Here is a 25,689-nt window from a genome sequence, read left to right as displayed (position 1 = left end):
TGGACGTCATCACCCAAGGCCGCAACCTGGGCATGGTCACCAAATCCAACCTCATCCTGGGCATGGGCGAAACCCGCGAGGAAATCTCCGAAGCCCTCCGCGACCTCCACGAAGCCGGCTGCGACCTGATCACCATCACCCAATACCTCCGCCCCTCCGAACGCCACCTCCCCGTGGACCGCTGGGTCAAACCCCATGAATTCGTGGACCTCCAGCACGAAGCCCAGGACATCGGCTTCCTCGGCGTCATGTCCGGCCCCCTGGTCCGCTCCTCCTACCGCGCCGGCCGCCTCTGGGCCACCGCCATGCGCAAAAAAGGCCGCGACATCCCCGCCGAACTCGCCCACATCGCCGACGGCATCCAAGACTCCGGCACCACCCGCCAGGAAGCCAGCACCCTCCTCGGAGCGCATTCCTGACGCGCCCCCGCACTGGCTGGCCCAGGGCCGGACACCGGACGATTCCGGCGTCCGGCCTTGGCGTTTAAGTCACGTAGAATTGAGGCACTATGGCTAAATCCCCTGACTCCAGCAACTCCACCCCGGCGGGCCCAAGCGCGGTGAAGCGCGGCCTGTTCTCGCGCAAGCCGAAGGAAGCGAAGGCCAAGAAGCCCAGCAGGCTCAAGCAGATCGGCGAGGTCTTCACCATGACCCGCCGCCACGACCCCATGGTTCCGTGGCTGATGCTCCTGGTGTTCCTGGGCGTTGTAGCCGTGAGCTTCCTGGTGGGCTTCTGGCTGGATAACTGGATCACCGGCCTGATCATCGGTATTCCGCTGGGCCTGCTGGCGGCCACCTTCATTCTCTCCCGCCGTGCCGAACGCGCAGCGTTCGCGCAAATCGAAAACCAGCCCGGCGCCTCCGGTGCCGCGCTGGGCACGTTGCGGCGTGGCTGGATCACCGAGGAACAGCCTGTGGCTGTCAACCCCCGCACGCAGGATGCCGTGTTCCGTGCGGTAGGCCGTCCCGGCGTCGTCCTTGTCAGTGAAGGCCCCACCCACCGCGTGAAGCCCCTGTTGGATGCCGAACGCAAGCGCCTCGCACGGATCCTGCCCAACGTTCCGGTCCACACGATCCAGACCGGGCACGGCGAAGGCCAGGTCCCGCTGAGCCAGGTGGCCAAGAAGATGGGCAAGATGAAGAACGAACTGACCAAGCTGGAGGTCAGCACCGTGTCCAAGCGCATTGCCTCCATGGGCACCCGGCTGCCGATCCCCAAGGGCATCGACCCGTACAAGGCCCGTCCCAACCGCGGACGCTAGCTGGCCGAACGCCCCGGAACCGGCACAGCCGGCTGCCGGGGCGTTTTTTCTTGCCGCCCACGCGGCGGCCACCGTATGACGGACCGTGCACCTACCAACGACAGGAACACCACCATGCCGCTGAGGACCACCGTGATCCGGGCTTTCCGGATCCTCGCCATCGCCGAAGCCTGCAGCTGGGCAGCACTGCTGGCCGGGATGTACTTCAAATGGATCGCCGGAACCACCGAAGTTGGCGTCCAGGTGGCGGGCCCGGTCCATGGCGCGCTGTTCATCGGCTACGGCCTGGCAGCGCTCACGCTATGGCGTGTGCAGCGGTGGCCTTTCCGGGTGGCGGCGCTGGTGGGCTTCTCCGCGATCTTCCCGTTCGCGACCATCCTGTTCGAGCGCTGGGCCGGACGCCGCGGCTACCTTGGCGCCCCCGCGCCGGAGGGCACCCCGGCCCGCCTCACGTCCAGCCGCACCTAGCAAGGGCAGCGGCTACCGGCGGACCAGCAGCGTATTCATGGCCTTGTCATGAAGGCCGCGCTGGTCGGGGTCGAATATGACGGCGGGGATGACCAGGCAGAGCAGCACCGTCCTCACCAGGGCCGCGAGCGGTCCCGGGGTACCGCCGCCGGGCCTCACCACGGCGATGCCCATCACCCGGTGGCCGATGCTGTAGCCGAGGGTTCCCACCAGCAGGATCTGCTCGATCGCGAAGACCCCGAGCGTCGCCCAGGAGTCGCCACCGAAGGCGAAATTGCTGATCAGCAGCGCAATGCCCCAGTCGATCATGATCGCGACGATCCGCCGCCCTGCCCGTGCGATGGAGCCGGGACCGGACTCCGGCAGGCCCAGCCGCTCCCCCGGATATTTCGAGACGCCGGAGGTGTCCGGTCCGCTGAGCCAGGAGCCAATGTCTTTGCGATCTACCACCGTCCAAGCCTACCGGCCCTGCGGCCGGCAGGGGCGCCCACAGTGTGGATGGGGTTGGACCACACTGTGGACGGGCGATAGCGTTTCCATAGCAGGGCATTCTGTAACCTGCCCGAAACAATGCGGACACGGACGGGAAATGCCTGATCCATAGGCTGTGAGAAGTTTCAAGCAAATCCCCACGGCAGGTGTACCAGCAGGGAAAACCTTGCGTTCTCCCTGCCTTTGGATTGCGCTGGACCACATGGCTTGCATGCCAGATATTTACATATGCGTTAGGAGCATAGATGTTCAAGACTGCGGACGAAGTCCTCAAGTTCATCAAGGACGAAGATGTAAAGTTCGTCGATATCCGCTTCACCGATCTTCCGGGCGTCCAGCAGCACTTCAACGTCCCCGCCAAGAGTGTTGACGCCGATTTCTTCGTCAACGGCCAGCTCTTCGACGGTTCCTCCATCCGCGGATTCCAGGGCATTGCCGAATCTGACATGCAGCTGATCCCGGACGTGACCACCGCGTTCCTGGACACCTTCCGCATGGAGAAGACCCTCGCGCTGAACTTCTCGATCGTGAACCCGCGCACCGGCGACCCGTACCACCGCGACCCCCGCGGCGTGGCCGAGAAGGCAGAAGCCTACCTGGCCTCCACCGGCATCGCCGACACCGCGTTCTTCGCTCCCGAAGCCGAGTTCTTCGTGTTCGACAACGTCCAGTACCAGTCCTCCCCGCAGGGCAGCTTCTACAAGATCGACTCCGAGGAAGCCCACTGGAACACCGGCCGCGAGGAAGAGGGCGGCAACCTGGGCTACAAGACCCCGGTCAAGGGTGGTTACTTCCCGGTCTCCCCCACCGACAAGCAGGCCGACCTGCGCGATGCCATGTGCGTTGCCCTGGACGAAGCCGGCCTCGAGGTCGAGCGCAGCCACCACGAAGTTGGCTCCGCCGGCCAGGCCGAGATCAACTACAAGTTCACCACCCTGACCCACGCGGCCGATGACCTGCAGAAGTTCAAGTACGTCATCAAGAACACCGCGGACGCCTGGGGCAAGTCCGTCACCTTCATGCCCAAGCCCGTCTTCGGTGACAACGGCTCGGGCATGCACTGCCACCAGTCGCTGTGGAACGGCGGCGAGCCGCTGTTCTACGACGAGAAGGGCTACGCCGGCCTGTCCGACACCGCCCGCTGGTACATCGGCGGCCTGCTCAAGCACGCCTCCGCCGTCCTGGCCTTCACCAACCCCACGGTGAACTCCTACCGCCGCCTGGTCAAGGGCTTCGAAGCACCGGTCAACATGGTCTACTCGCAGGGCAACCGCTCCGCTGGTATCCGTATCCCGATCACGGGCTCCAACCCCAAGGCCAAGCGCATCGAATTCCGCGCTCCGGACCCCTCCTCCAACCCGTACCTGGCCTTCGCGGCCCAGCTGATGGCCGGCATCGACGGCATCCGCAACCGCATTGAGCCGCCGGCTCCGATCGACAAGGACCTCTACGAGCTCCCGGCCGAGGAAGCCAAGGACATCCCGAAGGCTCCGGGCACGCTGGAGGAAGCCCTGGAGGCGCTGCGCGAGGACAACGAGTTCCTGCAGGCCGGCGGCGTCTTCACCCAGGACCTGATCGACACTTGGATCGAGTACAAGTACGAGAACGAGATCCGCCCGCTGTCGCTGCGCCCGAACCCCTACGAGTTCGAGCTCTACTACGGCGTCTAGCCGGCAGCCTGCCTGCCAGGCCTGCTGACCTAACGAAAAAGGCGGCCACCGGAACCATCCGGTGGCCGCCTTTTTCCGTACCCTGGCGCAAGCCCGCGGGAACGGTGAGCGGAAAGGTGGGGGCCCGGCTCCAGACGTGCTGAGACCGGGAGCCGGACCCCCTGACGAATGCCCCCCGAGACGAAGACTCAGTACAGCCTTCCCCCCAACAAGGTTGAAGAACACCGCCAATCCACATGATCGGGCAAACGCTTGCTGAGCGCAATGCCGGTCCGGCGAGTTACGGCCGCGCCGCGCAGCCGAAACGGTGGAACATGGTCCGTTGCGGCCCCGCGGAGCCACCCAGGTACTGTCCGGCATCGGCGAAACCGGCCCGCCGGTAGGCGGACAGTCCTGCCAGGTTTGCCTCATTGACGGACAGGACGACGCCGGCCTCACCGCTGTGGTGCCGGTCGGTGAGCCGCCGGGCGGCGTCCACGGCGGCAACGGCGGCGAGCGTCCCCAGCCCTTTTCCCTGGAACCTGCGGTCAATGAGGAAACCGCGAAGCAGCCAGGCTGAATCGTCGTCGCGCCAACCGGCCAGCCGAGCGGCGCCCAGCTGTAGCGTCAACACCCCAACGGCGGACCCGGAGGACTCCACGACGTACGGGCGCCGGGATTCTTCTTCCAGCCCTGCCAGTGCCATGCGCAGGGGGTCGCCGACGAAGCGCTCTTGGCCTGGCAGCAGCCCCAGGCCGGCAACGGCACCGAGCTGGATGGCGCGGGCGTCCGGGTCGAGGTCGCGGAGCGGGATGAGCCAGACCCAGCCCGGATCCTCATTGCCCATAGAAGACGCGTTCAAAGACCGCCCGGGCCCGCCGGCTCACCCTCAGGTAGTCCTCTTCCAGCGCTGCGGCCCGGCCCGGCTCGTAGCCGCACCAGCGCGCTACGGCTTCCAGGTCCCGGCGGGAGGATGGCAGGAGGTCAGAGGCCTTGCCGCTCCAGATGACGTTGGCGGACCGGATCCGGCTTGCCAGCCGCCAGGCATCTATCAGGAGAACCGCGTCGGAATCGTCCAGCAGCCCCAGGCCGGCCGCTGCGGACAGGGCTTCCAGTGTGGACGTGGTTCGCAGTTCCGGATGCTTCCCGGCGTGCTGGAGCTGCAGCAGCTGCACCAGCCACTCAACGTCGCTTAGGCCGCCGCGGCCCAGCTTCAGGTGCCGTGCGGGGTCGGCGCCGCGCGGCAGCCGCTCCGATTCAACCCTGGCCTTGATGCGCCGGATCTCACGCACGTCCTGGTCGGACAGCGACGCCGGATACCGAATGGGATCGATCAGGTCCAGGAAATCGGCGGCGAGTGCATCGTCGCCGGCCATCGGACGTGCCCGCAGCAGTGCTTGCGCCTCCCACACCAGGGACCACCTGCGGTAGTACTCGGCGAAGGAGTCCAAGGAGCGCACCATGGCCCCGTTCTTGCCCTCCGGCCGGAGGTCGGCATCCATCTGGAGCACGCGTTCGGCCATGATGGCCGGTTTCAATGGCTGGGTGAGCAGGCTGGAGACCTTTGCGACGAGGCGGGTGGCCTGTTCCTGTGCCTCGGCCTCCGTGAAGCCCGGGAGGGCCCGGTGCACGTACATGACATCGGCATCGGAGCCGTAGCCGATCTCCCGGCCGCCCTGGCGTCCCATGGCGACCACCAGGACGGTGGTCTTCAGTGGCCCGCCGGCGGAAACGATCCCCTCTGCCACCCTGAGTGCGCCCAGGACCGCCGCACGGTCCGTATCCGCCAGCGCCCGGCCCACCTGGTCCTGGTCAAGGAGGCCCGCCGAGTCGGCGATGGCAATGCGCAGGATCTCCCGGCGCCGGATCAGGCGGATCAGGCGCATAGCGCTCTCCGGGTCCGCGTGCCGGGACATTTTGGCGGTGATTTCATGCCACTGGGCTTCGAAGCCCACCGGCACCAGGTCCTTGTCCTGCCCCAGCCATGCCACGGACTCCGGCGATACTTCCAGCAGGTCGGCGATCAGCCGGGAGTTGGAGAGCATATGGCACAGTCGTTCAGCGGCGGCGTTGGAGTCCCGGAGCATGCCCAGGTACCAGTGCGTGGTGCCGAGCGCCTCGCTGACGCGCCGGAACGCGAGGAGGCCGGCGTCGGGGTCGACCCCCTCGGCGAGCCAGTCCAGCAGGATGGGCAGCAGCTGCCGCTGGAGCGCCGCGCGGCGGCTGACTCCGGCCGTCAGCGCCTCGATGTGGCGCATCGCCCCCTGCGGGTCGCGGTAGCCGAGGGCGGCAAGGCGCCCCTGGGCGGCTTCCGGCGTCAGCTTTGCGTCCTCGGTGCTGAGCTTGGCTGCCGTGTTCAGCAGCGGCCGGTAGAAAATGCGTTCGTGCAGTTCCCGGACCGAGCGTTTGGTCCGCTGCCACGCGGACAGCAGTGCGTCGGGTCCGGGCCGCTCATTGGAGAATGGTCCCAGCACGGCCTTGGCCAGGGAGCGCAGGGCCGGCTCCGCCACTGGCATGAGGTGGGTACGGCGCAGCTGGAACAACTGGATCCGGTGTTCCAGCAGGCGCAGGTACCTGTAGGCATTGTCGAACGCGGCGGCGTCAGACCGGCCGATGTACCCCCCGGCGGACAACGCGGCGATCGCGGAGGTGGTGTCCCGTCGTCGTAATGACTCATCAGCCTTGCCGTGCACCAGCTGAAGGAGCTGGACGGTGAATTCGACGTCACGAAGCCCGCCGCGGCCCAGCTTGATCTGCCGCTGTTCCTCCGCGGGCGGGATGTGCTCGGTCACCCTTCGCCGCATGGCCTGGACGGATTCAACGAAGCCTTCGCGCCCCGCCGAGTTCCAGATCAGCGGTGCCACGGCTTCCTCGTACCGCCGGCCCAACGCGGCGTCGCCGGCCATGGCCCGTGCTTTCAGCAGCGCCTGGAATTCCCAGCTTTCAGCCCACCTGGCGTAGTACGTTTCGTGCGAGGCGAGGGTGCGGACCAGCGGACCGGATTTCCCTTCCGGACGGAGGTTCGCGTCCACCTCCCACAGCCCGGGCTCCCGTGCCACCGACGAGATGGCCCGCGAAATGCCGCTGGCCAGGGCGGTGCCGATAGTGTTGGCGTGCGCGTCTTCCAGGCTTCCGGCGTCCACCACGTAGATGACGTCGACGTCGGAGATGTAGTTAAGCTCGCGGGCTCCGCATTTGCCCATGCCGATGACGGCGAGGCCCACGTCCGCGACGTCGGCGGCGCCGAACTGGCCGGCCGCTTCGGCGCGTGACACCGCGAGGGCGGCTTCGATGGCAGCGGCCGCGAGGTCCGCCAGTTCACGGCCCACGGACGGCAGGAAGTCCAGCGGATCGGCGGCGCAGAGGTCCTTGACGGCCAGGTCCACCAGGCCGCGCCGGTACGCCGTGCGCAGGGCGGCATAGGCGTCGGCGCCGGTCACTGCGGCGACGGGGCGGGCGGCGCGCGGGTCGGCACCCACTGACTGCAGGAGTGTTGCCCGCAGCCTGTCAGGATCGGCGGGCAGCGGTTCGGGGCTGGCCCGGACCCGGAATGCGGCCAGGTGTTCGGGGTGCCGGATGAGGAACTCCCCCAGCGCTTCGGAGGCTCCCAGGACGCGGTACAGCGGTTCGCTGGCCTCCAGTTCGGCGCCCGCCAGGTCCCGGAGCTGCGGGTGCCTTTCGATCAGCCGGACCAAGGACTGCAGTGCAGTGTCCGGGCTGGCAGCAAGCTGCAGTCCCGCGAAGAGCCTGTCCTGGTCCAGCCCCTCGAGTTCGCGCGCGGCCAGGAACCGTTCGCCCTTCTCCAGGTCGCTGAATCCGGCCGCGATGAGGCGGCGTGCCAGGCTCACGCCGGGCACCTAGAGAATGCCGAGGTTGCGCTGCAGCTCGTAGGGCGTCACCTGCAGGCGGTAGTCCTGCCATTCGGCTCGCTTGTTGCGCAGGAAGTGCTCGTAGACCTGTTCGCCCAGGATCTGCGGCATCAGTTCGGAATCTTCCATGGAACGGATGGCATCGTGCAGGCTGGCCGGGAGCGGATCGTGGCCCATGGCGCGCCGTTCGGCCGAGCTCAGCGACCAGACGTCGTCCTCGGCCGCCGCAGGCAGGTCGTAGCCTTCCTCGATGCCCTTCAGGCCTGCACCAAGCAGGACGGCGTAGGCCAGGTAGGGGTTGGCCGCTGAGTCGATTCCACGGTATTCGATCCGTGCGGACTGGCCCTTGCCCGGCTTGTACAGCGGCACGCGGACCAGCGCGGACCGGTTGTTGTGACCCCAGCTCAGGTAGCTCGGAGCCTCGCCCCCGCCCCAAAGGCGCTTGTAGGAGTTGACGAACTGGTTGGTGACGGCGGTGAATTCCGGGGCGTGCTTGAGGACGCCGGCAATAAACTGCCGGGCCGTCTTGGACAGCTGGAACTCGGCGCCGGCTTCGAAGAACGCGTTGGTATCGCCTTCGAACAGGGAGAAGTGCGTGTGCATGCCGGAGCCCGGGTGGTCGGTGAACGGCTTGGGCATGAAGGTGGCGTACGTGCCCTGCTGCAGGGCCACTTCCTTGATCACGGTACGGAAGGTCATGATGTTGTCCGCCGTCTGCAGGGCGTCGGCGTAGCGGAGGTCGATCTCGTTCTGTCCGGGTCCGGCCTCGTGGTGGCTGAATTCCACCGAGATGCCCACCGATTCCAGCATGGTTACGGCGGTGCGGCGGAAGTCCTGGGCCACGCCACCCGGGACATGGTCGAAGTAGCCGCCCTCGTCAACCGGCACCGGTGCACCGTTCGGGCCCGGTTCCTGGGACTTCAGGAGGTAGAACTCGATTTCGGGGTGGGTGTAGCACGTGAAGCCCATGTCCGCGGCCTTGGCCAGCGTGCGCTTAAGGACGTTGCGGGGGTCCGCTGCCGAGGGTTCGCCGTCGGGAGTGAGGATGTCGCAGAACATGCGCGAGGTCTGTTCCGTCTCGCCACGCCAGGGCAGGATCTGGAAGGTGGACGGATCGGGCTGGGCCAGCATGTCGGATTCGAAGACCCGGGCCAGCCCTTCGATGGCGGAGCCGTCGAAGCCAAGGCCTTCCTCGAAGGCGCCCTCGACCTCGGCCGGCGCCAGGGCTACGGACTTCAGCGATCCCACGACGTCGGTGAACCACAGGCGCACGAAACGTACGTCGCGCTCTTCGATCGTGCGCAGGACAAATTCTTGCTGGCGGTCCATGATGGCCTCTTCTCCGGTCAACGTTCATGCTCCGGGGCCCGCGCAAAGGGGAAAGCCGGCAGCAGTTCATCAACACTGTACTAATCATTCGGCGCCGATGCTTGAGCCTGAGCCGTGCGTAACACAGCATTAACCTCCGGAGCGGTCCGGGAGGTGCCCTTGCGGCTTCCGTGCCGGACGTCAACGGCGTTCCGGCACGGCCGCTATGACGCTAATCACCTTTGCCCGGAACCGGCTGCGGTAGAAAGCACGGCAGGTCCCGCACTACGCTCATCCCATGGCCACCAGCAACAGCTCCGACTCCAGCGCGTCCGCCGAAGTACCCGCCCCGTACGGCAGCGGACCCGGCCAGCACGAGGCTCCTGCCGCCGGACGAAAACCGGCCAAGGTCCGGATCCACCACCTGCAGCAGGCCAAGCGGGACGGCACCAGGTTCGCCATGCTCACCGCCTACGAGCAATATACGGCGGAGATCTTTGACGCTGCCGGCATTGAAGTGCTGCTGGTCGGTGATTCGGCCTCGAACAACGTCTACGGCAACGAAACCAGCCTTCCGGTCACCGTGGACGAACTGCTGCCGCTGTGCCGCGCCGTGGCCAGGACCGCGAAGCGCGCCATGGTGGTCGCGGACCTGCCCTTCGGCAGCTACGAAGTCAGTGCCGAACAGGCCGTCGCCACCGGTGTCCGCTTTTTGAAGGAAGGCCTGGCGCATGCGGTGAAAATCGAGGGCAGCGCGTACTACGCCCCAACGGTGCGAGCAATGGTGCAGGCGGGCATCCCGGTCATGGCCCACATCGGTTTCACCCCGCAAAGCGAACACGCACTGGGCGGATACCGCGTGCAGGGCCGGGGCGACGACGCCCAACGCCTGATCGACGATGCCCGCGCCCTCTCCGACGCAGGCGCATTCTGCGTGCTCATGGAAATGGTCCCGGCCGACACCGCGGCCGCGGTGGACGCTGCCGTGGACGTCCCCACCATCGGCATTGGCGCCGGGAACGCGACCACGGGCCAGGTCCTTGTCTGGCAGGACATGGCCGGCCTGCGGGGCGGCCGGATGGCCAAGTTCGTCAAACAGTACGCGGACCTGCGCACCACCCTGCTCGACGCCGCCACCGCCTACGGCGACGACGTCCGCTCCGGCCAGTTCCCCGGCCCGGAACACTCCTTCTAGCTTTCAACGTCACCCCGCCGACGCGGGCGGAACAGGCGGGCCGGCACCCGGCCGGCCTGCCCACCCAACCGGTCAGTCGTCGTCGCCCTTTTCCCAGGCCTCGTTGCGCGCCTTGACCTTCTCGATGGCGTGTTCGGCTTCTTCCCGGGTCTTGTAGGGCCCAATGAGCTGGCTCCAGTCGGAGAGCCGGTCTTCTTCCACTTCGTGGGTGTTGACGTTGAACCAGTACTCAGTCATCGTTGCTCCTCGTTCCGGCGACAGGAAAGCAGCGGGGTGATCCACGTAACACAAACACTTACGTGTGCCCTCCGCCGCTTGTCGGTTGTTAGGCGTTCTGCGGTGCCTTATATGATCAATCTATGCCTTCCCTTGCCTCTACTGCACCCACCGGAACCCTCACCCCGGGTACCGTAGGCCCGCAGCGTTCCGTCCCGGCGTCCATCCCCCGTCCGGAGTACGTCGGCAAGCCTGCCCCGGCCAAATTCACGGGTTCGGAGGTCAAGTCCGCCGAAACGATCGAGAAGATCCGCGTCGCCGGGCGGATCGCGGCCCAGGCCATCGTGGAGGTCGGCAAGCACATCCAGCCCGGTGTCACCACCGATGAGCTGGACAGGGTGGGCCACGAATTCCTGCTGGACCACCACGCGTACCCCTCCACGCTCGGCTACCGCGGATTCCCCAAGTCCCTGTGCTCGTCGCTGAACGAGGTCATTTGCCACGGCATCCCGGACAGCACCGTGGTCCAGGACGGCGACATCCTGAACATCGACATCACCGCCTTCATCAACGGGGTCCACGGCGACACGAACTACACGTTCCTGGTGGGTGACGTGGACGAGGAATCACGGCTCCTGGTGGAGCGCACCCAGGAGTCGCTCAACCGGGCCATCAAGGCGGTGGCACCGGGCCGGGAAATCAACGTGATCGGCCGCGCCATCCAGTCGTACGCCAAGCGTTTCGGCTACGGCGTGGTGCGGGACTTCACCGGCCACGGTGTCGGCGAGGCTTTCCACACCGGACTGATCATCCCGCACTACGACGCCGCCCCCGCCTACAACACCGTGATCGAAACGGGGATGGTGTTCACGATCGAACCGATGCTCACCCTCGGCACCGTCGAATGGGACATGTGGAGCGATGACTGGACCGTGGTGACCCGCGACCACAAGCGCACCGCCCAATTCGAGCACACCCTGCTGGTTACCGAGACCGGTGCGGAAATCCTCACCCTGCCGTAGTCTGTCCCCTGCCCGCACACGGCATCCGATGCCGGTGCAGGATCCACCCTGTTGTGGGGCTGCCCCCGGCCGCCCCTTCCCTGCCCGCCCCAGCCTAGAACGGAATCCCATTGGCCAAGAAGGACGAGAAGTCGCACAAGAACGCACCACTGATCGGCATCGACATCGGCGGTACGGGCATCAAGGGCGGCATTGTCGACCTGAAGAAGGGCAAGCTCCTGGGCGAGCGTTTCCGGGTGCCCACCCCGCAGCCCGCCACGCCCGAGGCCGTTGCCGAAGCAGTGGCCCTGGTAGTCGCCGAGCTCTCTGCGCGCCCCGAGGCCCCGGAGGCCGGCTCCCCCGTGGGCGTGACCTTCCCCGGCATCATCCAGCACGGCGTGGTCCACTCCGCCGCCAACGTGGACAAGAGCTGGCTGGATACGGACATTGACGCCCTCCTCACCGAGCGGCTGGGCCGCCCCGTGGAGGTCATCAACGACGCCGATGCCGCGGGCCTGGCCGAAGCCCGGTACGGTGCCGGCGAAGGAGTCGCCGGCACCGTCCTGGTCATCACCCTGGGCACAGGCATCGGCTCCGCCTTCATTTTCGACGGGAAGCTGGTGCCGAACGCGGAACTGGGGCACTTGGAGATCGACGGCTTCGATGCCGAATCGAAGGCCTCCGCCGTGGCCCGCGAACGGGACGGGCTCTCTTGGGACGAGTACAGCGTGCTGTTGCAGCGGTACTTCTCGCATGTGGAGTTCCTGTTCTCCCCGGAGCTGTTCATCGTCGGCGGCGGAATCTCCAAGCGCGCGGACGAGTACCTTCCCAACCTCAAGTTAAGGACGCCGATTGTTCCGGCCGTCCTGCGGAACGAGGCCGGGATCGTTGGCGCGGCCCTGGAAATCGCATTGCAGCACAAGCTCACCAAGTAAAGGTGGTGCCGGTGGCGGCTGCGGCTTCCCCTCCGCTGCCGCCACCGGAGCTTAGAGCGGGCTCTTCTCGGAGCTCTTCGGGCCGGAGGCGCCCTTGGCGCCTTCCACGGCTTCGTGGCGGAGCAGTGCAATAGCCGATTCGAAGTCCTCCAGGGACTCGAATGCCTGGTACACGCTGGCGAAGCGCAGGTACGCTACCTCATCCAGCTTCTGGAGCGGTCCGAGGATGACCAGGCCTACCTCGTGCGCGTCGATTTCGGCGGCGCCGGAGGAACGGATCTGCTCTTCCACCTCCTGGGCCAGCATGGCGAGGTCGTCTTCGCTGACCGGCCGGCCCTGGCATGCTTTGCGCACGCCGTTGATCACTTTGCTGCGGCTGAACGGCTCGCCCACGCCGGAGCGCTTGATGACGGAGAGGCTGGTGGTTTCGACGGTGGTGAACCGGCGCCCGCATTCGGGGCACTGGCGCCGGCGTCGGATAGCCGAGCCGTCATCGGCCATCCGGCTGTCAACGACGCGGGAATCGGGGTTGCGGCAGAACGGACAATACATGGCGTTTCCCCTTCCCTTCCGGCGTCTAACGGCAACGAAACCGGCAGTGCCGCCGGACCGCAGTGTTACCGTCCCAGTTTACGGCTGCATCCCGGGTAATAACAAGCCTGTAATTACTACATGTAGTATCCGTTGGCCTATATGTAGTGGCTAATCACGTCCAGGAAACCGCGCGCTGACGGCGTCCCCGTGGGCCGGCAGGTCCTCGGCACGGGACAGGCTCACAATGTGGCCGCTGACCTCCGCCAAGGCCTCCCGGCTGTAATTGACCACCTGGATGGCGCGCAGGAACGTGGTGACGTTAAGCCCGGACGAGAACGCAGCGGTCCCGCTGGTAGGCAGCACGTGGTTCGAGCCTGCGCAGTAGTCCCCCAGGCTGACGGGGCTGTAGTCGCCCACAAAGATCGCGCCGGCATTCCGGATCCGCGCGGCCACGGCGGCGGCGTCCCGCGTCATGATCTCCAGGTGCTCGGCGGCGTAGGCATCGCACGCGGCGATTCCCTGGTCCAGGTTGTCCACCAGGACGACGCCGGACTGGGGGCCGGACAAGGCCTCCCGGACGCGGGCGGAGTGCTTGGTTGCGGCGGCCTGCCGATCGAGCTCGTCCCGTACCGCCATGGCCAACGGCTCCGAATCGGTGACCAGCACCGATGCTGCCTTGGGGTCGTGCTCGGCTTGGCTGAGCAGGTCGGCGGCCACCAGCGCCGGTTGGGCGGAGTCGTCGGCAAGGATGGCGATCTCCGTGGTTCCTGCCTCCGAATCGATGCCCACCACTCCCTTGACCAGGCGCTTGGCGGTGGCGACGAAGATGTTGCCGGGCCCGGTCACCACGTCCACCGGTTCCAGTGCGGGGCCCGCGTCGCCGGCGTCCACCCCATAGGCAAACGCGGCGATGGCCTGTGCGCCGCCGATGCCGTAGACCTCGGTGATACCCAGCAGCGCCGCAGCGGCGAGGATGGTGGGGTGCGGCAGGCCGCCGAATTCTTTCTGGGGCGGCGAAGCAAGGGCAATGGATTCCACCCCTGCCGCCAGCGCCGGCACCACGTTCATGATCACCGATGACGGATACACTGCCAGGCCGCCCGGAACGTACAGCCCAACGCGCGCTACGGGGACCCAGTTCTGGCTGACGACGGCGCCGTCGCCCAGTTCGACGTCAACGTTGCGGGGCCGCTGCCGGTCGGCGAATTTCCGTGCCCGGCTGATGGATTCCTCCAGTGCTGCCCGCACCTTCGGGTCAAGACCGTCCAGGGCTGCGGCGATCGCCTCCCGGGGAACCAGCGGATGGCGCTGATCCACGCCGTCGAACCTTGACGCAAGGTCAGACAACGCCGCGAAGCCGCGCTGCCGGACGGCGGCGATAATGTCCAGGACCTTTTCCTCGGCGTCCGCCACGGTCTGGCCCTTGGCGCGCGGAACGGCGGCGCGCAGGGCCGCCAGGGTCAGGGTGCGGCCGCGAAGGTCGATGGTGCGGAAGTCGACGGCGGTAGTCGCGGGGGCAGGAGGCTGCGGGGAAGTGGTCACCGGACTATTTTACGGCGCTGTTCCCGCCCGCCGTTCCGCCGCCGGTGCCGGCGGGTTTCCGGCCTGCCATCCCCACCAACTCCAAAACGAAGACCGAGACCGCCGTGGCAGCCGGCCACAGCAGCAGCACCGGCAACGCCCGGAGCGAGAAGGCGATGCTGGCATTGGCCGAGGTGTCCACCGCCGGGCCCCAGAGCCGGCCCGCGAGGAGGCCGGTTCCCCAGGCGGCCAGGCTGCCGGCCACCGCGCCGACCAGGCCCGCCAGCAGAGCCGTCCGGGGGTCCGGACGCTTGCCGTCGGCCAGGAACACGGCCAGCAGGCAACCGGCCAGCACCATAATCCCGGCAAGTGTCAGGTCGCGTGGCAGCCACACCAGCGGTGCCGTTCCCGATGCCAAAGCGGGGTTCCGGGTGATCAGGTTCAGGCCGCCAGGGGCAAGCAGCCACCAGAGGAGCCCGGCCGGAACGCCTGCCGCCGCCGGGACCAGCAGCAGGGACCAGGGCAGCCGCCGCGCGGGGCGGCCAAAGTTCGTCATGACAGACACCTTAACAAAGGTTCCTGCGGAGCCCGTCAGCGGTTCAAGGGCTCTGTGTTTTCCCGCCTGGCCCGCGGGCCAATACGCTTGGGGAAAGAGATATGCCACTTAGTGCAGGAGTTCCGGTGACCGACAACAGCGAGCCCTTTGAGCAGACGTTCAGGGAGATGTTCCGGCGGCATGCCGCGGGCGTCGCCATCATCACCGTGAACTACCAGGACGAGCCCTACGGATTCACCGCAACATCGGTGGCCTCCCTGTCGGCCAAACCGCCGCGATTCACGTTCAACATGGCCCGCAGTTCCAGGTCCTGGCCCGCCGTTGCCAACACCCAGTTCCTGGGCGTGCACATGCTGGGCCTCGAAAACCAGGAACTGGCAGCCCGGTTCGCCCGGCCCGGCAACCGGTTCGAGGGGAACCACTGGGAAATCGGACCGCACGGGGTGCCCATCCTGAAGGATGTGGCCGGCTGGCTCATCGGCGAGGTGCAGATGCGGCTGTCGTTCGAAAACAATGCCGTGGTGGTGGTCCAGGTGGTGGACGGCCAGGTGGGCGGCGATGGTGCGCCGCTGCTCTACCACGGGGGCGCCTACGGGCAGCCTGTCCCGCTGGACTACGAAATCTAGCGCACTCCATCGTCCCGGGTCCGGGCTGAAGCGACCAGACGCCAAAGGCGCGGACGACGCCGGAAGCCGGCTTCCGGCGTCGTGCTCCCCTGCGTCAGGCGTCCAGGCAGGCCGGCCCCAGCAGCACTTTCAGGTCGCCGAACAGCGACGGGCTGGGGTTCACCCGCAGGTGGACGGGCAGGCCCATGACTTCCGTGCGGGTGTCGCCCTGGAGGTGCAGCCGCACCTCCGAGTTGCCCCGGTGCGTGCGCAGCACGTCCCCCAGCTCCGTCACCACTGCCTCGGTTGCCTTGTAGGTGGGCATGGTGATGACCAGCGGCCCGTGCAGGCCTTCGCTCAGGTCCGGAACGGACAACTCCATGCAGTTGAGGGTGATTGCGCCGTCGTCGCGCTTTTGCAGGCGCCCCTTGACCACCACGATCAGGTCCTCGGCGAGCACGGAGGCGATAGGCCCGTAGACCTGGCCGAAGAACATCACTTCGATGGAACCGCCGAGGTCCTCGATCTCGGCCCGGGCGTAGGCATTGCCGCTGGCTTTGGCGATGCGGCGGCTCAACGAGGTGATCATGCCGGCGATGGTGATGATGGCGCCGTCCTGCGGCCCGTCTTCGCCGATGATGGTCGTGATGCTCATCTCCGCGTGCTGGCTCAACAGCCCCTCGAGGCCCTGCAGCGGGTGGTCCGAGACGTACAGGCCCAGCATGTCCCGTTCGAAGGACAGTTTGTCCTTCTTCTCCCACTCGGGCAGGTCCGGGATTTCGATGCTGAGCGACGCTTCCGATTCGGCTTCCTCAAAGCCGGCGAAGAGGTCGAACTGGCCGATCGCCTCGTTCCGCTTCAAGGTGATGACGGAGTCGATTGCCTCTTCGTGGATCATGGCCAGCGCACGCCGGTGATGGCCCAGGGAGTCGAAGGCCCCGGACTTGATCAGGGATTCGATGGTCCTCTTGTTGCACACCACCGCCGGAACCTTCATCAGGAAGTCCTTGAAGGACGTGTAGGCACCTTCGCTCTCGCGCGCGGTGACCATGGCATCGACGGCGTTCGCACCCACGTTGCGGATAGCGCCCATGCCGAAGCGGATGTCATTGCCCACCGGGGTGAAGTTCAGGGCCGACTCATTGACATCCGGCGGAAGCACCGTGATGCCCATGCGGCGGCATTCGTTCAGGTAGATTGCCGACTTGTCCTTATCGTCACCGACGGAGGTCAGCAGTGCAGCCATGTACTCCGGCGCATAGTGCGCCTTCAGGTAGGCCGTCCAGTAGGAGATCACCCCGTACGCGGCGGAGTGGGCCTTGTTGAAGGCGTAGTCGGAGAAGGGCAGGAGGATGTCCCACAGGGTCTTGACGGCCTCCATGGAGTAACCGTTGTCCTGCATGCCCTGGGAGAAGCCGGCGAACTGCTTGTCCAGTTCCGACTTCTTCTTCTTGCCCATGGCGCGCCGGAGGATATCTGCCTGGCCCAGCGAGTAGCCGGCCAGCTTTTGCGCCACGGCCATCACCTGCTCCTGGTACACGATCAGGCCGTACGTGCCGCCGAGGATCTCCTTGAGCGGTTCCTCCAGCTCGGGGTGGATGGGAATGACTTCCTGGATCCCGTTCTTGCGCAGCGCGTAGTCAGTGTGGGCATTGGCGCCCATGGGGCCTGGCCGGTACAACGCCAGCACGGCGGAGATGTCTTCGAAGTTGTCAGGCTTCATGAGCTTGAGCAGGGAACGCATGGGGCCGCCGTCGAGCTGGAACACGCCCAGGGTGTCGCCGCGGGCCAGGAGTTCGTAGGACGGGGCGTCGTCGAGCTCCAGGTTTTCCAGGTCGAGGTCGATGCCGCGGTTCATTTTAATGTTCTCGAGGGCATCGGAAATGATCGTCAGGTTCCGCAGGCCCAGGAAGTCCATCTTGATCAGGCCAAGGCCCTCGGACGTCGGGTAGTCGAACTGGGTGATCACCTGGCCGTCCTGGAAGCGGCGCATGATGGGGATGACGTCGATGATGGGGTCCGAGGACATGATGACGCCGGCTGCGTGCACGCCCCACTGGCGCTTCAGCCCTTCAATGCCAAGGGCCGTTTCGAAGACCTTGGCGGCTTCCGGGTCGGTGGCGATCAGCTGCCGGAAATCGCCGGCCTCGCTGTAGCGCTTGGCTTCGGGGTTCTGGATATCCGCGAGCGGAATGTCCTTGGCCATCACGGCGGGGGGCAGGGCCTTGGTCAGCTGTTCACCCATGCTGAACGGGTAGCCCAGGACCCGGGAGGAGTCCTTGAGGGCCTGCTTGGTCTTGATGGTGCCGTACGTGACGATCATGGCGACGCGTTCGTCACCGTACTTGCGGGTCACGTAGTCGATCACTTCGGAACGGCGCCGGTCATCGAAGTCGACGTCGAAGTCGGGCATGGAGACGCGGTCCGGGTTCAGGAACCGTTCGAAGATCAGGCCGTGGCGCAGGGGGTCGAGGTCGGTGATGCGCATAGCGTAGGCCACCATGGAACCGGCACCCGAACCACGGCCGGGGCCAACGCGGATGCCGTTGTTCTTGGCCCAGTTGATGAAGTCGGCAACCACCAGGAAGTAGCCCGGAAACCCCATGGACGTGATGACGCCGAGCTCGTAGTCCGCCTGCTTGCGGACCTCGTCCGGGATGCCTCCCGGGTAGCGGTACTGCAGGCCCTTGTCCACTTCCTTGACCAGCCACGAGGTCTCGTCCTCGCCGGGCGGGCAGGGGAACCTGGGCATGAAGTTGGCGTCCGTATTGAAGGACACCTCGCAGCGCTCAGCGATCAGCAGGGTGTTGTCGCAGGCTTCCGGGTGGTCGCGGAAAAGCTCGCGCATCTCCTGCGGGGATTTGAGGTAGTAGCCGCTGCCGGAGAAGGCGAACCGCGAACCGCCGTTGTCGTACGTGGGTTCGAGCAGCGTGGAGCCCGACTGGATGGCCAGCAGGGCCTCATGGGCCTTGGCATCGTGCTCGTGGGTGTAGTGGAGGTCGTTGGTGGCCACCAGCGGCAGGTTGAGGTCCTTGGCGAGCCTCAGGAGGTCGCCGGTGACCCGACGCTCAATGTCCAGCCCGTGGTCCATCAGCTCGCAGAAGTAGTTTTCCGCGCCGAAGATGTCCCGGAACTCGGCGGCCGCCTCCAGCGCTTCGCGGTACTGGCCGAGCCGGAGCCTGGTCTGCACTTCGCCGGAGGGACATCCGGTGGTGGCAATCAGCCCCTCGGAGTAGGTGTTGAGCAGTTCGCGGTCAAGCCGCGGCCACTTGCCGAACACCGAATCGAGGGAGGCGATGGAGGAGGCCCGGAAGAGGTTCCGCATGCCCACGTTGTTGTAGCTCAGGAGCGTCATATGGGTGTACGAGCCACCACCGGAGACGTCGTCCTTGCGCTGGGATTCGTCGCCCCAGCGGACGCGTTCCTTGTCCGTGCGGGCCGTGCCGGGGGTTACGTAGGCTTCGACGCCGATGATCGGCTTGATGCCCTTGTCCGTGGCCTTGCGCCAGAAATCGAACGCCCCGAACAAGTAGCCGTGGTCTGTGGTGGCAAGGGCCGGCATCCCCAGGCGCTCGGTTTCATCGAACAGCTCGCCCAGGCGGGCAGCTCCATCCAGCATGGAATATTCGGTGTGGGTGTGCAGGTGGACAAACGAATCTTTGCTGGAACTCACCGCACCATTCTAAGCGCTGGCAGTTGGCGGCCCGGCCAGGCCGCCCGTGTCAGGCCTGTCCCGACTCCAGCAGTTCCAGGGCGTAGGCCAGGTCCTGCGGATAGTCGCTGGTGACAGTGACGCGTTCCCCTGTCACCGGGTGGTCGAATCCCAGCTGGCGGGCGTGGAGCCACTGCCGGGTGAGCCCCAGGGTGGCCGCGAGGCGCGGGTCGGCGCCATAGGTGAGGTCACCGGCGCAGGGATGGCGGAGGGCTGAGAAATGGACCCGGATCTGGTGCGTCCGGCCCGTCTCCAGGTGCACTTCCACCAGGCTTGCCTTCCCGAAAGCCTCCAGGACTTCGTAATGGGTTACCGAGGGCCGGCCGTCCTCGATGACGGCAAAGCGCCAGTCGTGGCCGGGATGCCGTCCGATGGGCGCGTCGATGGTTCCTGTCAGCGGGTCCGGGAGGCCCTGGACCACCGCGTGGTACACCTTGTCCACAGTGCGCTCCTTGAAGGCCCGCTTGAGGGCTGTGTAGGCCCGCTCGGACTTCGCCACCACCATCACCCCGGAGGTGCCGACGTCGAGCCGGTGCACGATCCCCGCCCGCTCCGGTGCGCCGGAGGTGGAGATGCGGTAGCCTGCACCGGCCAGTCCGCCCACCACAGTGGGGCCAACCCAGCCGGGCGAGGGATGCGCAGCGACACCCACGGGTTTGTCGACGACGACAAAGTCCTCGTCGTCCAGCAGGATCTTCAGGCCTTCCACAACTTCCTCCACGACTTCCAGCGGGTCCCGCCGCTCCGGGACGGTGACGTCAAGGACATCCCCCGCCACAAGTTTTGCCGATTTCCCGAGCGCCTTCCCCCGGGTGAGGACATGGCCCTCGGCCAGCAAGGATGCGGCCACGGACCGGGACACGCCCAGGAGGCCGGCCAGTCCGGCGTCGGCCCGGGTCCCGCCGAATTCCTCGGCCACGACGATTCGCTCACTCATGGCCGGGCTTGTCCTTGTGTGCAGTCCCGAGGCGCGTTCCGTCCAGCGCGATTCCGCGAATGGTCAGGATGCAGATGATGGCGACGGCAGACACGACGGCGGAATCCGCGATATTGAAGATCGCGAAGTTGGGAAGCTGAATGAAGTCCACCACATGGCCCATGCCGAAGGAGGGCTCGCGGAAGAGCCGGTCGGTGAGGTTGCCCAGGGCGCCGCCCAGCAGCAGCCCGAGAGCCAGGGACCACCAGGCCGAGCCCAGCTTCCGGACCTGGAAGAGAATGGCGATTGCGACGCCGGCCATGATGATCGAGAACACCCAGGTGACGTTCTCCCCGATCGAAAACGCGGCACCTGAGTTCCGGATGAAGTACCAGTGCAGCAGGGGCGGCAGGACCGGGATCCTTTCGCCTTCCACCATGGTGGACGTCACCCAGAGTTTGGTGAGCTGGTCCAGGACGTAGGCAAAGACCGCGAACCCGCCGAAGAGGGACAGCAGCACAGCCCGTCGGGGGCGCGGAGAGGAGGGGGCCGGCCGTGCGGCGTCGGCTGCAAGTTCGTCAGTCATGGTGCTTTCACTTCGAAAAACTTAGGTGTCAATGCCAAAAGCCGGTGGCCGAGGAATCCTCAGCCACCGGCTTTCAGAATACGTGTTGCCAGGGTTAGTTTGCTTCGCTGACTTCCGGCGTCGCAACGGAACCACGTGCGTCCAGGTCGCGGAGCTGGCCTTCGATGTAGGCCTTCAGGCGTGAACGGTAGTCGCGTTCGAAGCCGCGGAGCTGCTCCACCTTGCGCTCGAGGACCGAACGCTGCTGCTCCAGTGCGCCCAGGATCTTGCGGGACTTTTCCTGTGCGTCGTTGACGAGGCTGCTGGCTTCGATCTGCGCCTCGGCGATGATCTTGTCCTTCTGGGCCTGGCCTTCGGCGACGTGGCGGTCGTGCATCTGCTGCGCCATGGCCAGCAGGCCGGCAGCGGACTCGGCGGAAGGAGTGGAGGCGGCGGGCGCTGCGGGGGCGGCTGCAACCGGAGCGGCCGGCTCGACGTCCTTCTTCTTGCTGGCTTCGGCGGCCTTCGCTTCGGCTTCAGCCTTCTCGCGGGCCTCATCCTTGTCGGACTTGACCGGGGCGGGGACCTTCTCAACCACAGGTGCGGCGGTGGTGCTTGCCGGGACGCTGGAGCCGGCGTCGGCGAGCTTCTTGCGGAGCTCGTCGTTTTCCTGGTTCAGGCGGCGGAGTTCGACGACGATTTCGTCCAGGAAGTCGTCAACCTCGTCCTGGTCATAGCCCTCGCGGAACTTGGTGGGCTGAAAGCGCTTGTTGACAACGTCTTCTGGCGTCAAAGCCATCTGGTCACCTCACTGGTCTGGTTAGTCAGTAGGCCTTCCGGCCGTCAAAACTACGGTACCTAAATTTGGTCTGCTTACTCTAATTCAACACCGCGGTGTCAAACGGGAGGTTTCTTCGCTTTACAGTAGCTGTTCCCGGGAGGATCATCCTGCATTGCCAAGTCTTTGTTGGTGGATCAGGCCAGATTCCTGGTGATGCTCATCGCAATGCTGACGCCGATGAACAGGATCAGGAAGCCCAGGTCCAGGGAGATGCCGCCAAGCCGAAGGGGCGGGATCAACCGCCGCAGCCCCTTGAGCGGCGGATCAGTGATGGAATACACAGCGTGCGCCACCACGAGGGCCGCACCGCGTGGCCGCCATTCCCTCGCGAACATCTGCACCCAGTCGTAGACCAGGCGGATGATGAGGGCCACGAAGAACAGCAGCAACACGAGATAGAGAAGTCCGAAAACAATTCCCATGACTTATTTCATATCTCCATATTTCGTGCGGACCATCCCGTTCGGATGCCGCGGTGTGCTGCAGTTGTCAAGTCTATTTCAGCACAGATGCCAGACAGGTGTCCCTGCCTGGCATCTGTCGTCGGCCTTGGCCGTCAGCTCTGGTTGAAGAAACTGGCCTGGGTGTCGCTGACTTTCTTGTCGTCACCGATCACTTCGACGTAGGACGGCGAGAGCAGGAACACCTTGTTGGTCACCCGTTCGATGCTGCCGCGGAGGCCGAAGACGAGTCCGGCCGAGAAGTCCACCAGGCGCTTTGCGTCTGCCTCGCCCATGTCCGTGACGTTCATGATCACCGGGATACCGTCCCGGAAGCTCTCACCGATGAGCTTGGCATCGTTGTAGGAGCGGGGATGGATGGTAGTGATCTGCCGAAGTCCGGTGTTTTCTTCACGGCTCGAGGCCGCACGCTTAATCGGGGTCACTGGGGCGCGGTATTCCTCTTCAGGGGTGTAGGACGCCTCACGGCTGACTTCGCGGACCGGTGCCGGGGCACGGCGTTCCTCGCGGTCGACTTCCATGGGTTCGTCCTCATCCTTACGTGTGGTCTGTTGCTCGGACTCGTAATGCTCATCGCCGTCGGCGAGCCCAAGATAGATCATTGTCTTGCGCAGAGCGCCGGCCATGGTCGACTCCTAATCGTGTCCCGTAAGCGGGCCGCCCAATGACTTGACAGCACTGGAGTCCCCCGCCCATCACTTCCAACAGGTCCGACGCTACCCCACCGCGGGACGCGAACCGAGAATATCGGAACCGATCCGCAGGTGTGTCGCCCCGAACTTGATGGCCGCCTCCAGGTCCTGGCTCATGCCGGCCGAGATGGCAGCCGCCCCCGGGTGGTCGGCCACCAGGCGGGCCGAGACCGCAGCGAGCTTCTCGAAGGCCGGCTCCGGTGACGCGCCCAGCGGCGCAACGGCCATGACGCCGGCAAGGTGGAGGCCGGCTGACGCGGCGATCCTCTCCGCCAGGAGTGGCACATCGGCCAGGGCCGCCCCGCCGCGGTGCGTGCCGCCGTCGTCCTCCAGGCTGACCTGGATGAAGCACGCCAAAGGGTCCCGCCCGCCGGAATCCATCTCGTTTCGCACTGCCTTGCCGAGGGCGTCCACGAGCTGGAGGCGGTCCACTGAGTGGACGGCGGCGGCGTACCGGACCACCGATCTTGCCTTCTTGCTCTGCAGTTGGCCCACGAAATGCCAGTTGAGGGCCAGTCCGGCCAGTTCGTCGGCCTTCGCCGCTGCCTCCTGGTCCCTGTTCTCGCCCACATCGGTGACCCCGAGGGCCGCGAGCCGGCGGATGTCCGCGGCCGGGTGGAACTTGGTGACCACGATGAGCGACGGCGGCCGGCCGCTGCGGCCGCTCGCCTCGGCGGCGGCCGCGATCCGGTGGCGTACCGCGGCCAGCCTGATGGCGAGTTCCGCGGCGCGGGGATCGGACGCCGGGTCCCGGGGGTCCTGCGGATACTCAGTCATGGCACCACACCAGTCCGGCGAAACGGCCGGTGTTCCGGTTGCGGCGGTAGGAGAACAGCGTGTCGGTCTCGAGGGTGCAGGGACCGGAGTAGGCCACTTCCACGCCGGCGGCCTTGAGCTGGCTCCGGGCACCGGCCGGGAGGTCCAGCCCGGGGGTCCCCCAGGAGGTGGTACTCCACGTTGCGGGCAACTTGGCGGCTACCTCCTCGCGCAGCGCGGCGGGTACTTCGTAGCAGGCACCGCAGATGGAGGGCCCCAGCCAGGCACGGACGCGGGACGCCCCCAGGGATTCCATGGCCTCCACGGCCGCCGGGAGCACACCGTTGGCGGTCCCGGGACGGCCGGCGTGGACGGCGGCGAGAACCGGCCCGTTGGCCGACTCCCCCGCGAGCAGGACCGGGATGCAGTCCGCCACCATGACGGCCAGGGGAATGCCCTGGGACACCATGGCGTCGGCTTCGGGAACGGGAGAGTCCGCGTCCATTAAAGCGACGGTGGTTCCGTGGACCTGGTTCATGAAGCGCAGTGACCGCGGAGCGGCGCCGATGGATTCCTCCAGGCGGCTCCGGCGCTCCATGACCCGGGCGGGGTCGTCTCCCACGTGGAGGGCCAGGTTTCCGGCACTCGCGTCGGTGAATGCGGCCGACACCCCGGGCAGGATGTCGGCGCGCCAATGGAACAAGCCGGTGCCTACTTCAGGAAGTCGGGGACATCCAGGTCGTCCGGGTGGTTGCCGGTCAGGTCCGGCTCCACTACGGACGGGAGGTCGACGTCGAAGCCGGAGTCGGCCGGGACGGCAGACGGACGCTGCTGGCCCCAGTTGCTCAGGCCCGCCGCACCAACGCCGGCGTGGATGGGCTGCACGTTCTGCTGGTGGCTTCCGTTGCCCTGGTGGTTTCCGCCCTGGGAGTGGGCCGAGGCGGGGGCGGCAGCGGGGGCAGCGGGCCGCTGGGGGGCGGTCTGCGGCTGTGACTGGTCCATGGACGGTGAGGTGGCCTTGACGTCGTCGAAGCCGGCGGCGATGACGGTGACGCGTGCTTCGTCGCCCAGGGCGTCGTCAATGACGGCACCGAAAATGATGTTGGCCTCGGGGTGGGCCACCTCCTGGACCAACCGTGCGGCTTCGTTGATCTCGAACAGGCCCAGGTCGGAGCCGCCCTGGATGGAGAGCAGCACGCCGTGCGCGCCGTCGATGGAGGCTTCCAGCAACGGGGAGGCAATGGCCAGTTCGGCAGCCTTGACGGCGCGGTCTTCGCCGCGGGCCGACCCGATGCCCATGAGCGCGGAACCGGCACCCTGCATCACGGACTTGACGTCCGCGAAGTCGAGGTTGATCAGGCCGGGGGTGGTAATGAGGTCGGTGATGCCCTGGACACCGGACAGCAGGACCTGGTCGGCGGAGCGGAAGGCGTCCAGCACCGAAACGTTGCGGTCGCTGATGGAGAGCAGGCGGTCATTGGGGATCACGATCAGGGTGTCCACTTCATCACGCAAGGCGTCGATGCCGGCCTCGGCGGAGCCGGCGCGGCGCCGGCCCTCGAAGGTGAACGGTCGGGTGACCACGCCAATGGTCAGGGCCCCCAGGGAGCGTGCGATCCGGGCGACGACGGGAGCGCCGCCGGTGCCCGTTCCGCCGCCTTCGCCGGCGGTCACGAAGACCATGTCGGCGCCGCGGAGGACTTCTTCGATCTCGTCAGCGTGGTCCTCGGCAGCCTGCTTGCCCACCTCCGGGTTGGCGCCGGCACCCAGGCCTCGGGTCAGCTCGCGCCCGACGTCGAGCTTGACGTCGGCGTCGCTCATCAGCAGGGCCTGGGCGTCGGTGTTGATGGCGATGAACTCAACACCCCTGAGGCCGACCTCGATCATGCGGTTGACTGCGTTCACGCCACCGCCGCCGATGCCGACGACTTTGATGACGGCCAAGTAATTCTGCGGAGCTGCCACGTTACGTGTCCCTTGTTCGTGTCTGTATTGCGAAAACTGATGGTGAGCTTGAAGTCTGCAACCTTAACCTTCGACTTGAAGGTTATAGTTATGTCAAGTAACTCATGTCTGTGACGGTATTTCCTCTGGTTCCGACATTCAATGACCGGGTCCGCGTGTCGGATTAATACG

Annotated in this window: 24 protein-coding genes and 1 pseudogene; 8 read left to right on the top strand and 17 right to left on the bottom strand. The window is 66.3% G+C overall.

Translation table 11 applies throughout. The annotated features are described in order from the left end of the window. From C563_RS0118580 to C563_RS0118570, 3 genes and pseudogenes are all read left to right on the top strand, one after another. Window positions 1–419, top strand: a pseudogene (locus C563_RS0118580) (lipoyl synthase); the annotation flags it as partial. Window positions 420–508: 89 nt separating this feature from the next. Continuing rightward, the gene (locus tag C563_RS0118575) at window positions 509–1,261 is read left to right on the top strand and encodes a DUF4191 domain-containing protein (RefSeq protein ID WP_018763580.1); all 753 of its coding nucleotides are present in this window, start codon (window positions 509–511) and stop codon (window positions 1,259–1,261) included. A gap of 114 nt (window positions 1,262–1,375) precedes the next feature. Further along, complete coding sequence (locus tag C563_RS0118570) at window positions 1,376–1,729, top strand: DUF3817 domain-containing protein (protein WP_018763579.1); 354 nt, start codon at window positions 1,376–1,378, stop codon at window positions 1,727–1,729. Between the two features lie 12 nt (window positions 1,730–1,741). Here the strand turns inward: C563_RS0118570 and C563_RS0118565 are convergent, their stop codons facing one another. Further along, a complete protein-coding gene (locus tag C563_RS0118565) occupies window positions 1,742–2,179 on the bottom strand; it encodes an RDD family protein (protein WP_018763578.1) in 438 nt (145 codons plus the stop codon). Between the two features lie 287 nt (window positions 2,180–2,466). Between C563_RS0118565 and glnA (C563_RS0118560) the strand changes: the two genes are divergently transcribed. Then, a complete protein-coding gene (glnA, locus tag C563_RS0118560; RefSeq protein ID WP_018763577.1) occupies window positions 2,467–3,891 on the top strand; it encodes a type I glutamate--ammonia ligase in 1,425 nt (474 codons plus the stop codon). Window positions 3,892–4,171: 280 nt separating this feature from the next. Here the strand turns inward: glnA (C563_RS0118560) and C563_RS0118555 are convergent, their stop codons facing one another. Genes C563_RS0118555 through glnA (C563_RS0118545) form a run of 3 tightly spaced genes read right to left on the bottom strand, consistent with a single transcriptional unit; the run spans window position 4,172 to window position 9,068 of the window. Further along, window positions 4,172–4,717, bottom strand: a complete 546-nt coding sequence (locus C563_RS0118555) for a GNAT family N-acetyltransferase (RefSeq protein WP_018763576.1) — start codon at window positions 4,715–4,717, stop codon at window positions 4,172–4,174. Next, the gene (locus C563_RS0118550) at window positions 4,707–7,718 is read right to left on the bottom strand and encodes a bifunctional [glutamine synthetase] adenylyltransferase/[glutamine synthetase]-adenylyl-L-tyrosine phosphorylase (RefSeq protein ID WP_018763575.1); all 3,012 of its coding nucleotides are present in this window, start codon (window positions 7,716–7,718) and stop codon (window positions 4,707–4,709) included. Before C563_RS0118550 ends, C563_RS0118555 begins: the two co-directional genes overlap by 11 nt. Before the next feature lie 9 nt (window positions 7,719–7,727). Further along, a complete protein-coding gene (gene glnA, locus C563_RS0118545) occupies window positions 7,728–9,068 on the bottom strand; it encodes a type I glutamate--ammonia ligase (protein ID WP_026265091.1) in 1,341 nt (446 codons plus the stop codon). A 277-nt stretch (window positions 9,069–9,345) separates the two neighbouring features. Here glnA (C563_RS0118545) and panB point away from each other — a divergent pair, with 277 nt between their 5' ends. After that, window positions 9,346–10,242, top strand: a complete 897-nt coding sequence (gene panB, locus C563_RS0118540) for a 3-methyl-2-oxobutanoate hydroxymethyltransferase (protein WP_018763573.1) — start codon at window positions 9,346–9,348, stop codon at window positions 10,240–10,242. A 72-nt stretch (window positions 10,243–10,314) separates the two neighbouring features. Here the strand turns inward: panB and C563_RS22510 are convergent, their stop codons facing one another. After that, a complete protein-coding gene (locus tag C563_RS22510; RefSeq protein WP_018763572.1) occupies window positions 10,315–10,479 on the bottom strand; it encodes an SPOR domain-containing protein in 165 nt (54 codons plus the stop codon). A 122-nt stretch (window positions 10,480–10,601) separates the two neighbouring features. Here C563_RS22510 and map point away from each other — a divergent pair, with 122 nt between their 5' ends. Both map and ppgK read left to right on the top strand, forming a co-directional pair. Continuing rightward, window positions 10,602–11,480, top strand: a complete 879-nt coding sequence (gene map / locus C563_RS0118530) for a type I methionyl aminopeptidase (protein ID WP_018763571.1) — start codon at window positions 10,602–10,604, stop codon at window positions 11,478–11,480. A gap of 110 nt (window positions 11,481–11,590) precedes the next feature. Further along, on the top strand, window positions 11,591–12,394 hold the full coding sequence (gene ppgK / locus C563_RS0118525) for a polyphosphate--glucose phosphotransferase (RefSeq protein WP_018763570.1): 804 nt from the start codon (window positions 11,591–11,593) through the stop codon (window positions 12,392–12,394). 51 nt (window positions 12,395–12,445) lie between these two features. Here the strand turns inward: ppgK and nrdR are convergent, their stop codons facing one another. The 3 genes from nrdR to C563_RS21615 form a co-directional block, all read right to left on the bottom strand. Then, window positions 12,446–12,946 carry a transcriptional regulator NrdR gene (gene nrdR / locus C563_RS0118520; RefSeq protein ID WP_018763569.1) on the bottom strand — a complete coding sequence of 167 codons (501 nt, stop codon included), beginning with the start codon at window positions 12,944–12,946 and terminating at the stop codon, window positions 12,446–12,448. A 150-nt stretch (window positions 12,947–13,096) separates the two neighbouring features. After that, window positions 13,097–14,470, bottom strand: coding sequence for a histidinol dehydrogenase (gene hisD / locus C563_RS0118515; protein WP_018763568.1), 1,374 nt, complete (start codon window positions 14,468–14,470; stop codon window positions 13,097–13,099). A gap of 4 nt (window positions 14,471–14,474) precedes the next feature. Beyond that, window positions 14,475–15,005 carry a hypothetical protein gene (locus tag C563_RS21615; RefSeq protein WP_018763567.1) on the bottom strand — a complete coding sequence of 177 codons (531 nt, stop codon included), beginning with the start codon at window positions 15,003–15,005 and terminating at the stop codon, window positions 14,475–14,477. 125 nt (window positions 15,006–15,130) lie between these two features. Here C563_RS21615 and C563_RS0118505 point away from each other — a divergent pair, with 125 nt between their 5' ends. Next, on the top strand, window positions 15,131–15,631 hold the full coding sequence (locus C563_RS0118505; RefSeq protein ID WP_018763566.1) for a flavin reductase family protein: 501 nt from the start codon (window positions 15,131–15,133) through the stop codon (window positions 15,629–15,631). Between the two features lie 94 nt (window positions 15,632–15,725). On the opposite strand, the gene dnaE is transcribed toward C563_RS0118505, so the two are convergent. The 9 genes from dnaE to ftsZ form a co-directional block, all read right to left on the bottom strand. After that, window positions 15,726–19,283 carry a DNA polymerase III subunit alpha gene (dnaE, locus tag C563_RS0118500; protein WP_018763565.1) on the bottom strand — a complete coding sequence of 1,186 codons (3,558 nt, stop codon included), beginning with the start codon at window positions 19,281–19,283 and terminating at the stop codon, window positions 15,726–15,728. A gap of 49 nt (window positions 19,284–19,332) precedes the next feature. Beyond that, window positions 19,333–20,259 (bottom strand): RluA family pseudouridine synthase, encoded by a 927-nt coding sequence (locus tag C563_RS0118495; protein WP_018763564.1) that lies wholly within the window; start codon window positions 20,257–20,259, stop codon window positions 19,333–19,335. Further along, window positions 20,252–20,824 carry a signal peptidase II gene (lspA, locus tag C563_RS0118490; RefSeq protein WP_018763563.1) on the bottom strand — a complete coding sequence of 191 codons (573 nt, stop codon included), beginning with the start codon at window positions 20,822–20,824 and terminating at the stop codon, window positions 20,252–20,254. Before lspA ends, C563_RS0118495 begins: the two co-directional genes overlap by 8 nt. 94 nt (window positions 20,825–20,918) lie before the next feature. Then, on the bottom strand, window positions 20,919–21,602 hold the full coding sequence (locus tag C563_RS0118485) for a DivIVA domain-containing protein (RefSeq protein WP_018763562.1): 684 nt from the start codon (window positions 21,600–21,602) through the stop codon (window positions 20,919–20,921). 176 nt (window positions 21,603–21,778) lie between these two features. Next, window positions 21,779–22,066, bottom strand: a complete 288-nt coding sequence (locus C563_RS0118480; protein ID WP_018763561.1) for a YggT family protein — start codon at window positions 22,064–22,066, stop codon at window positions 21,779–21,781. A 134-nt stretch (window positions 22,067–22,200) separates the two neighbouring features. Continuing rightward, a complete protein-coding gene (locus C563_RS0118475) occupies window positions 22,201–22,731 on the bottom strand; it encodes a cell division protein SepF (protein WP_018763560.1) in 531 nt (176 codons plus the stop codon). A 90-nt stretch (window positions 22,732–22,821) separates the two neighbouring features. Continuing rightward, the gene (locus C563_RS0118470) at window positions 22,822–23,574 is read right to left on the bottom strand and encodes a YggS family pyridoxal phosphate-dependent enzyme (protein WP_018763559.1); all 753 of its coding nucleotides are present in this window, start codon (window positions 23,572–23,574) and stop codon (window positions 22,822–22,824) included. Then, window positions 23,567–24,256: a polyphenol oxidase family protein gene (locus C563_RS0118465; protein ID WP_018763558.1), complete on the bottom strand. Its 690-nt coding sequence runs from the start codon at window positions 24,254–24,256 to the stop codon at window positions 23,567–23,569. The genes C563_RS0118470 and C563_RS0118465 overlap by 8 nt, the downstream gene beginning before the upstream one ends. Window positions 24,257–24,264: 8 nt before the next feature. Further along, window positions 24,265–25,518 (bottom strand): cell division protein FtsZ, encoded by a 1,254-nt coding sequence (ftsZ, locus tag C563_RS0118460; RefSeq protein WP_018763557.1) that lies wholly within the window; start codon window positions 25,516–25,518, stop codon window positions 24,265–24,267. Between the last annotated feature and the right edge of the window lie 171 nt (window positions 25,519–25,689).

Origin of the sequence: Arthrobacter sp. 135MFCol5.1 (assembly GCF_000374865.1) — a bacterium.
GTDB lineage: Bacteria > Actinomycetota > Actinomycetes > Actinomycetales > Micrococcaceae > Arthrobacter.
Note: the sequence above shows the minus strand (reverse complement) of the source record. Positions and strands in the feature narration are given on the sequence as shown.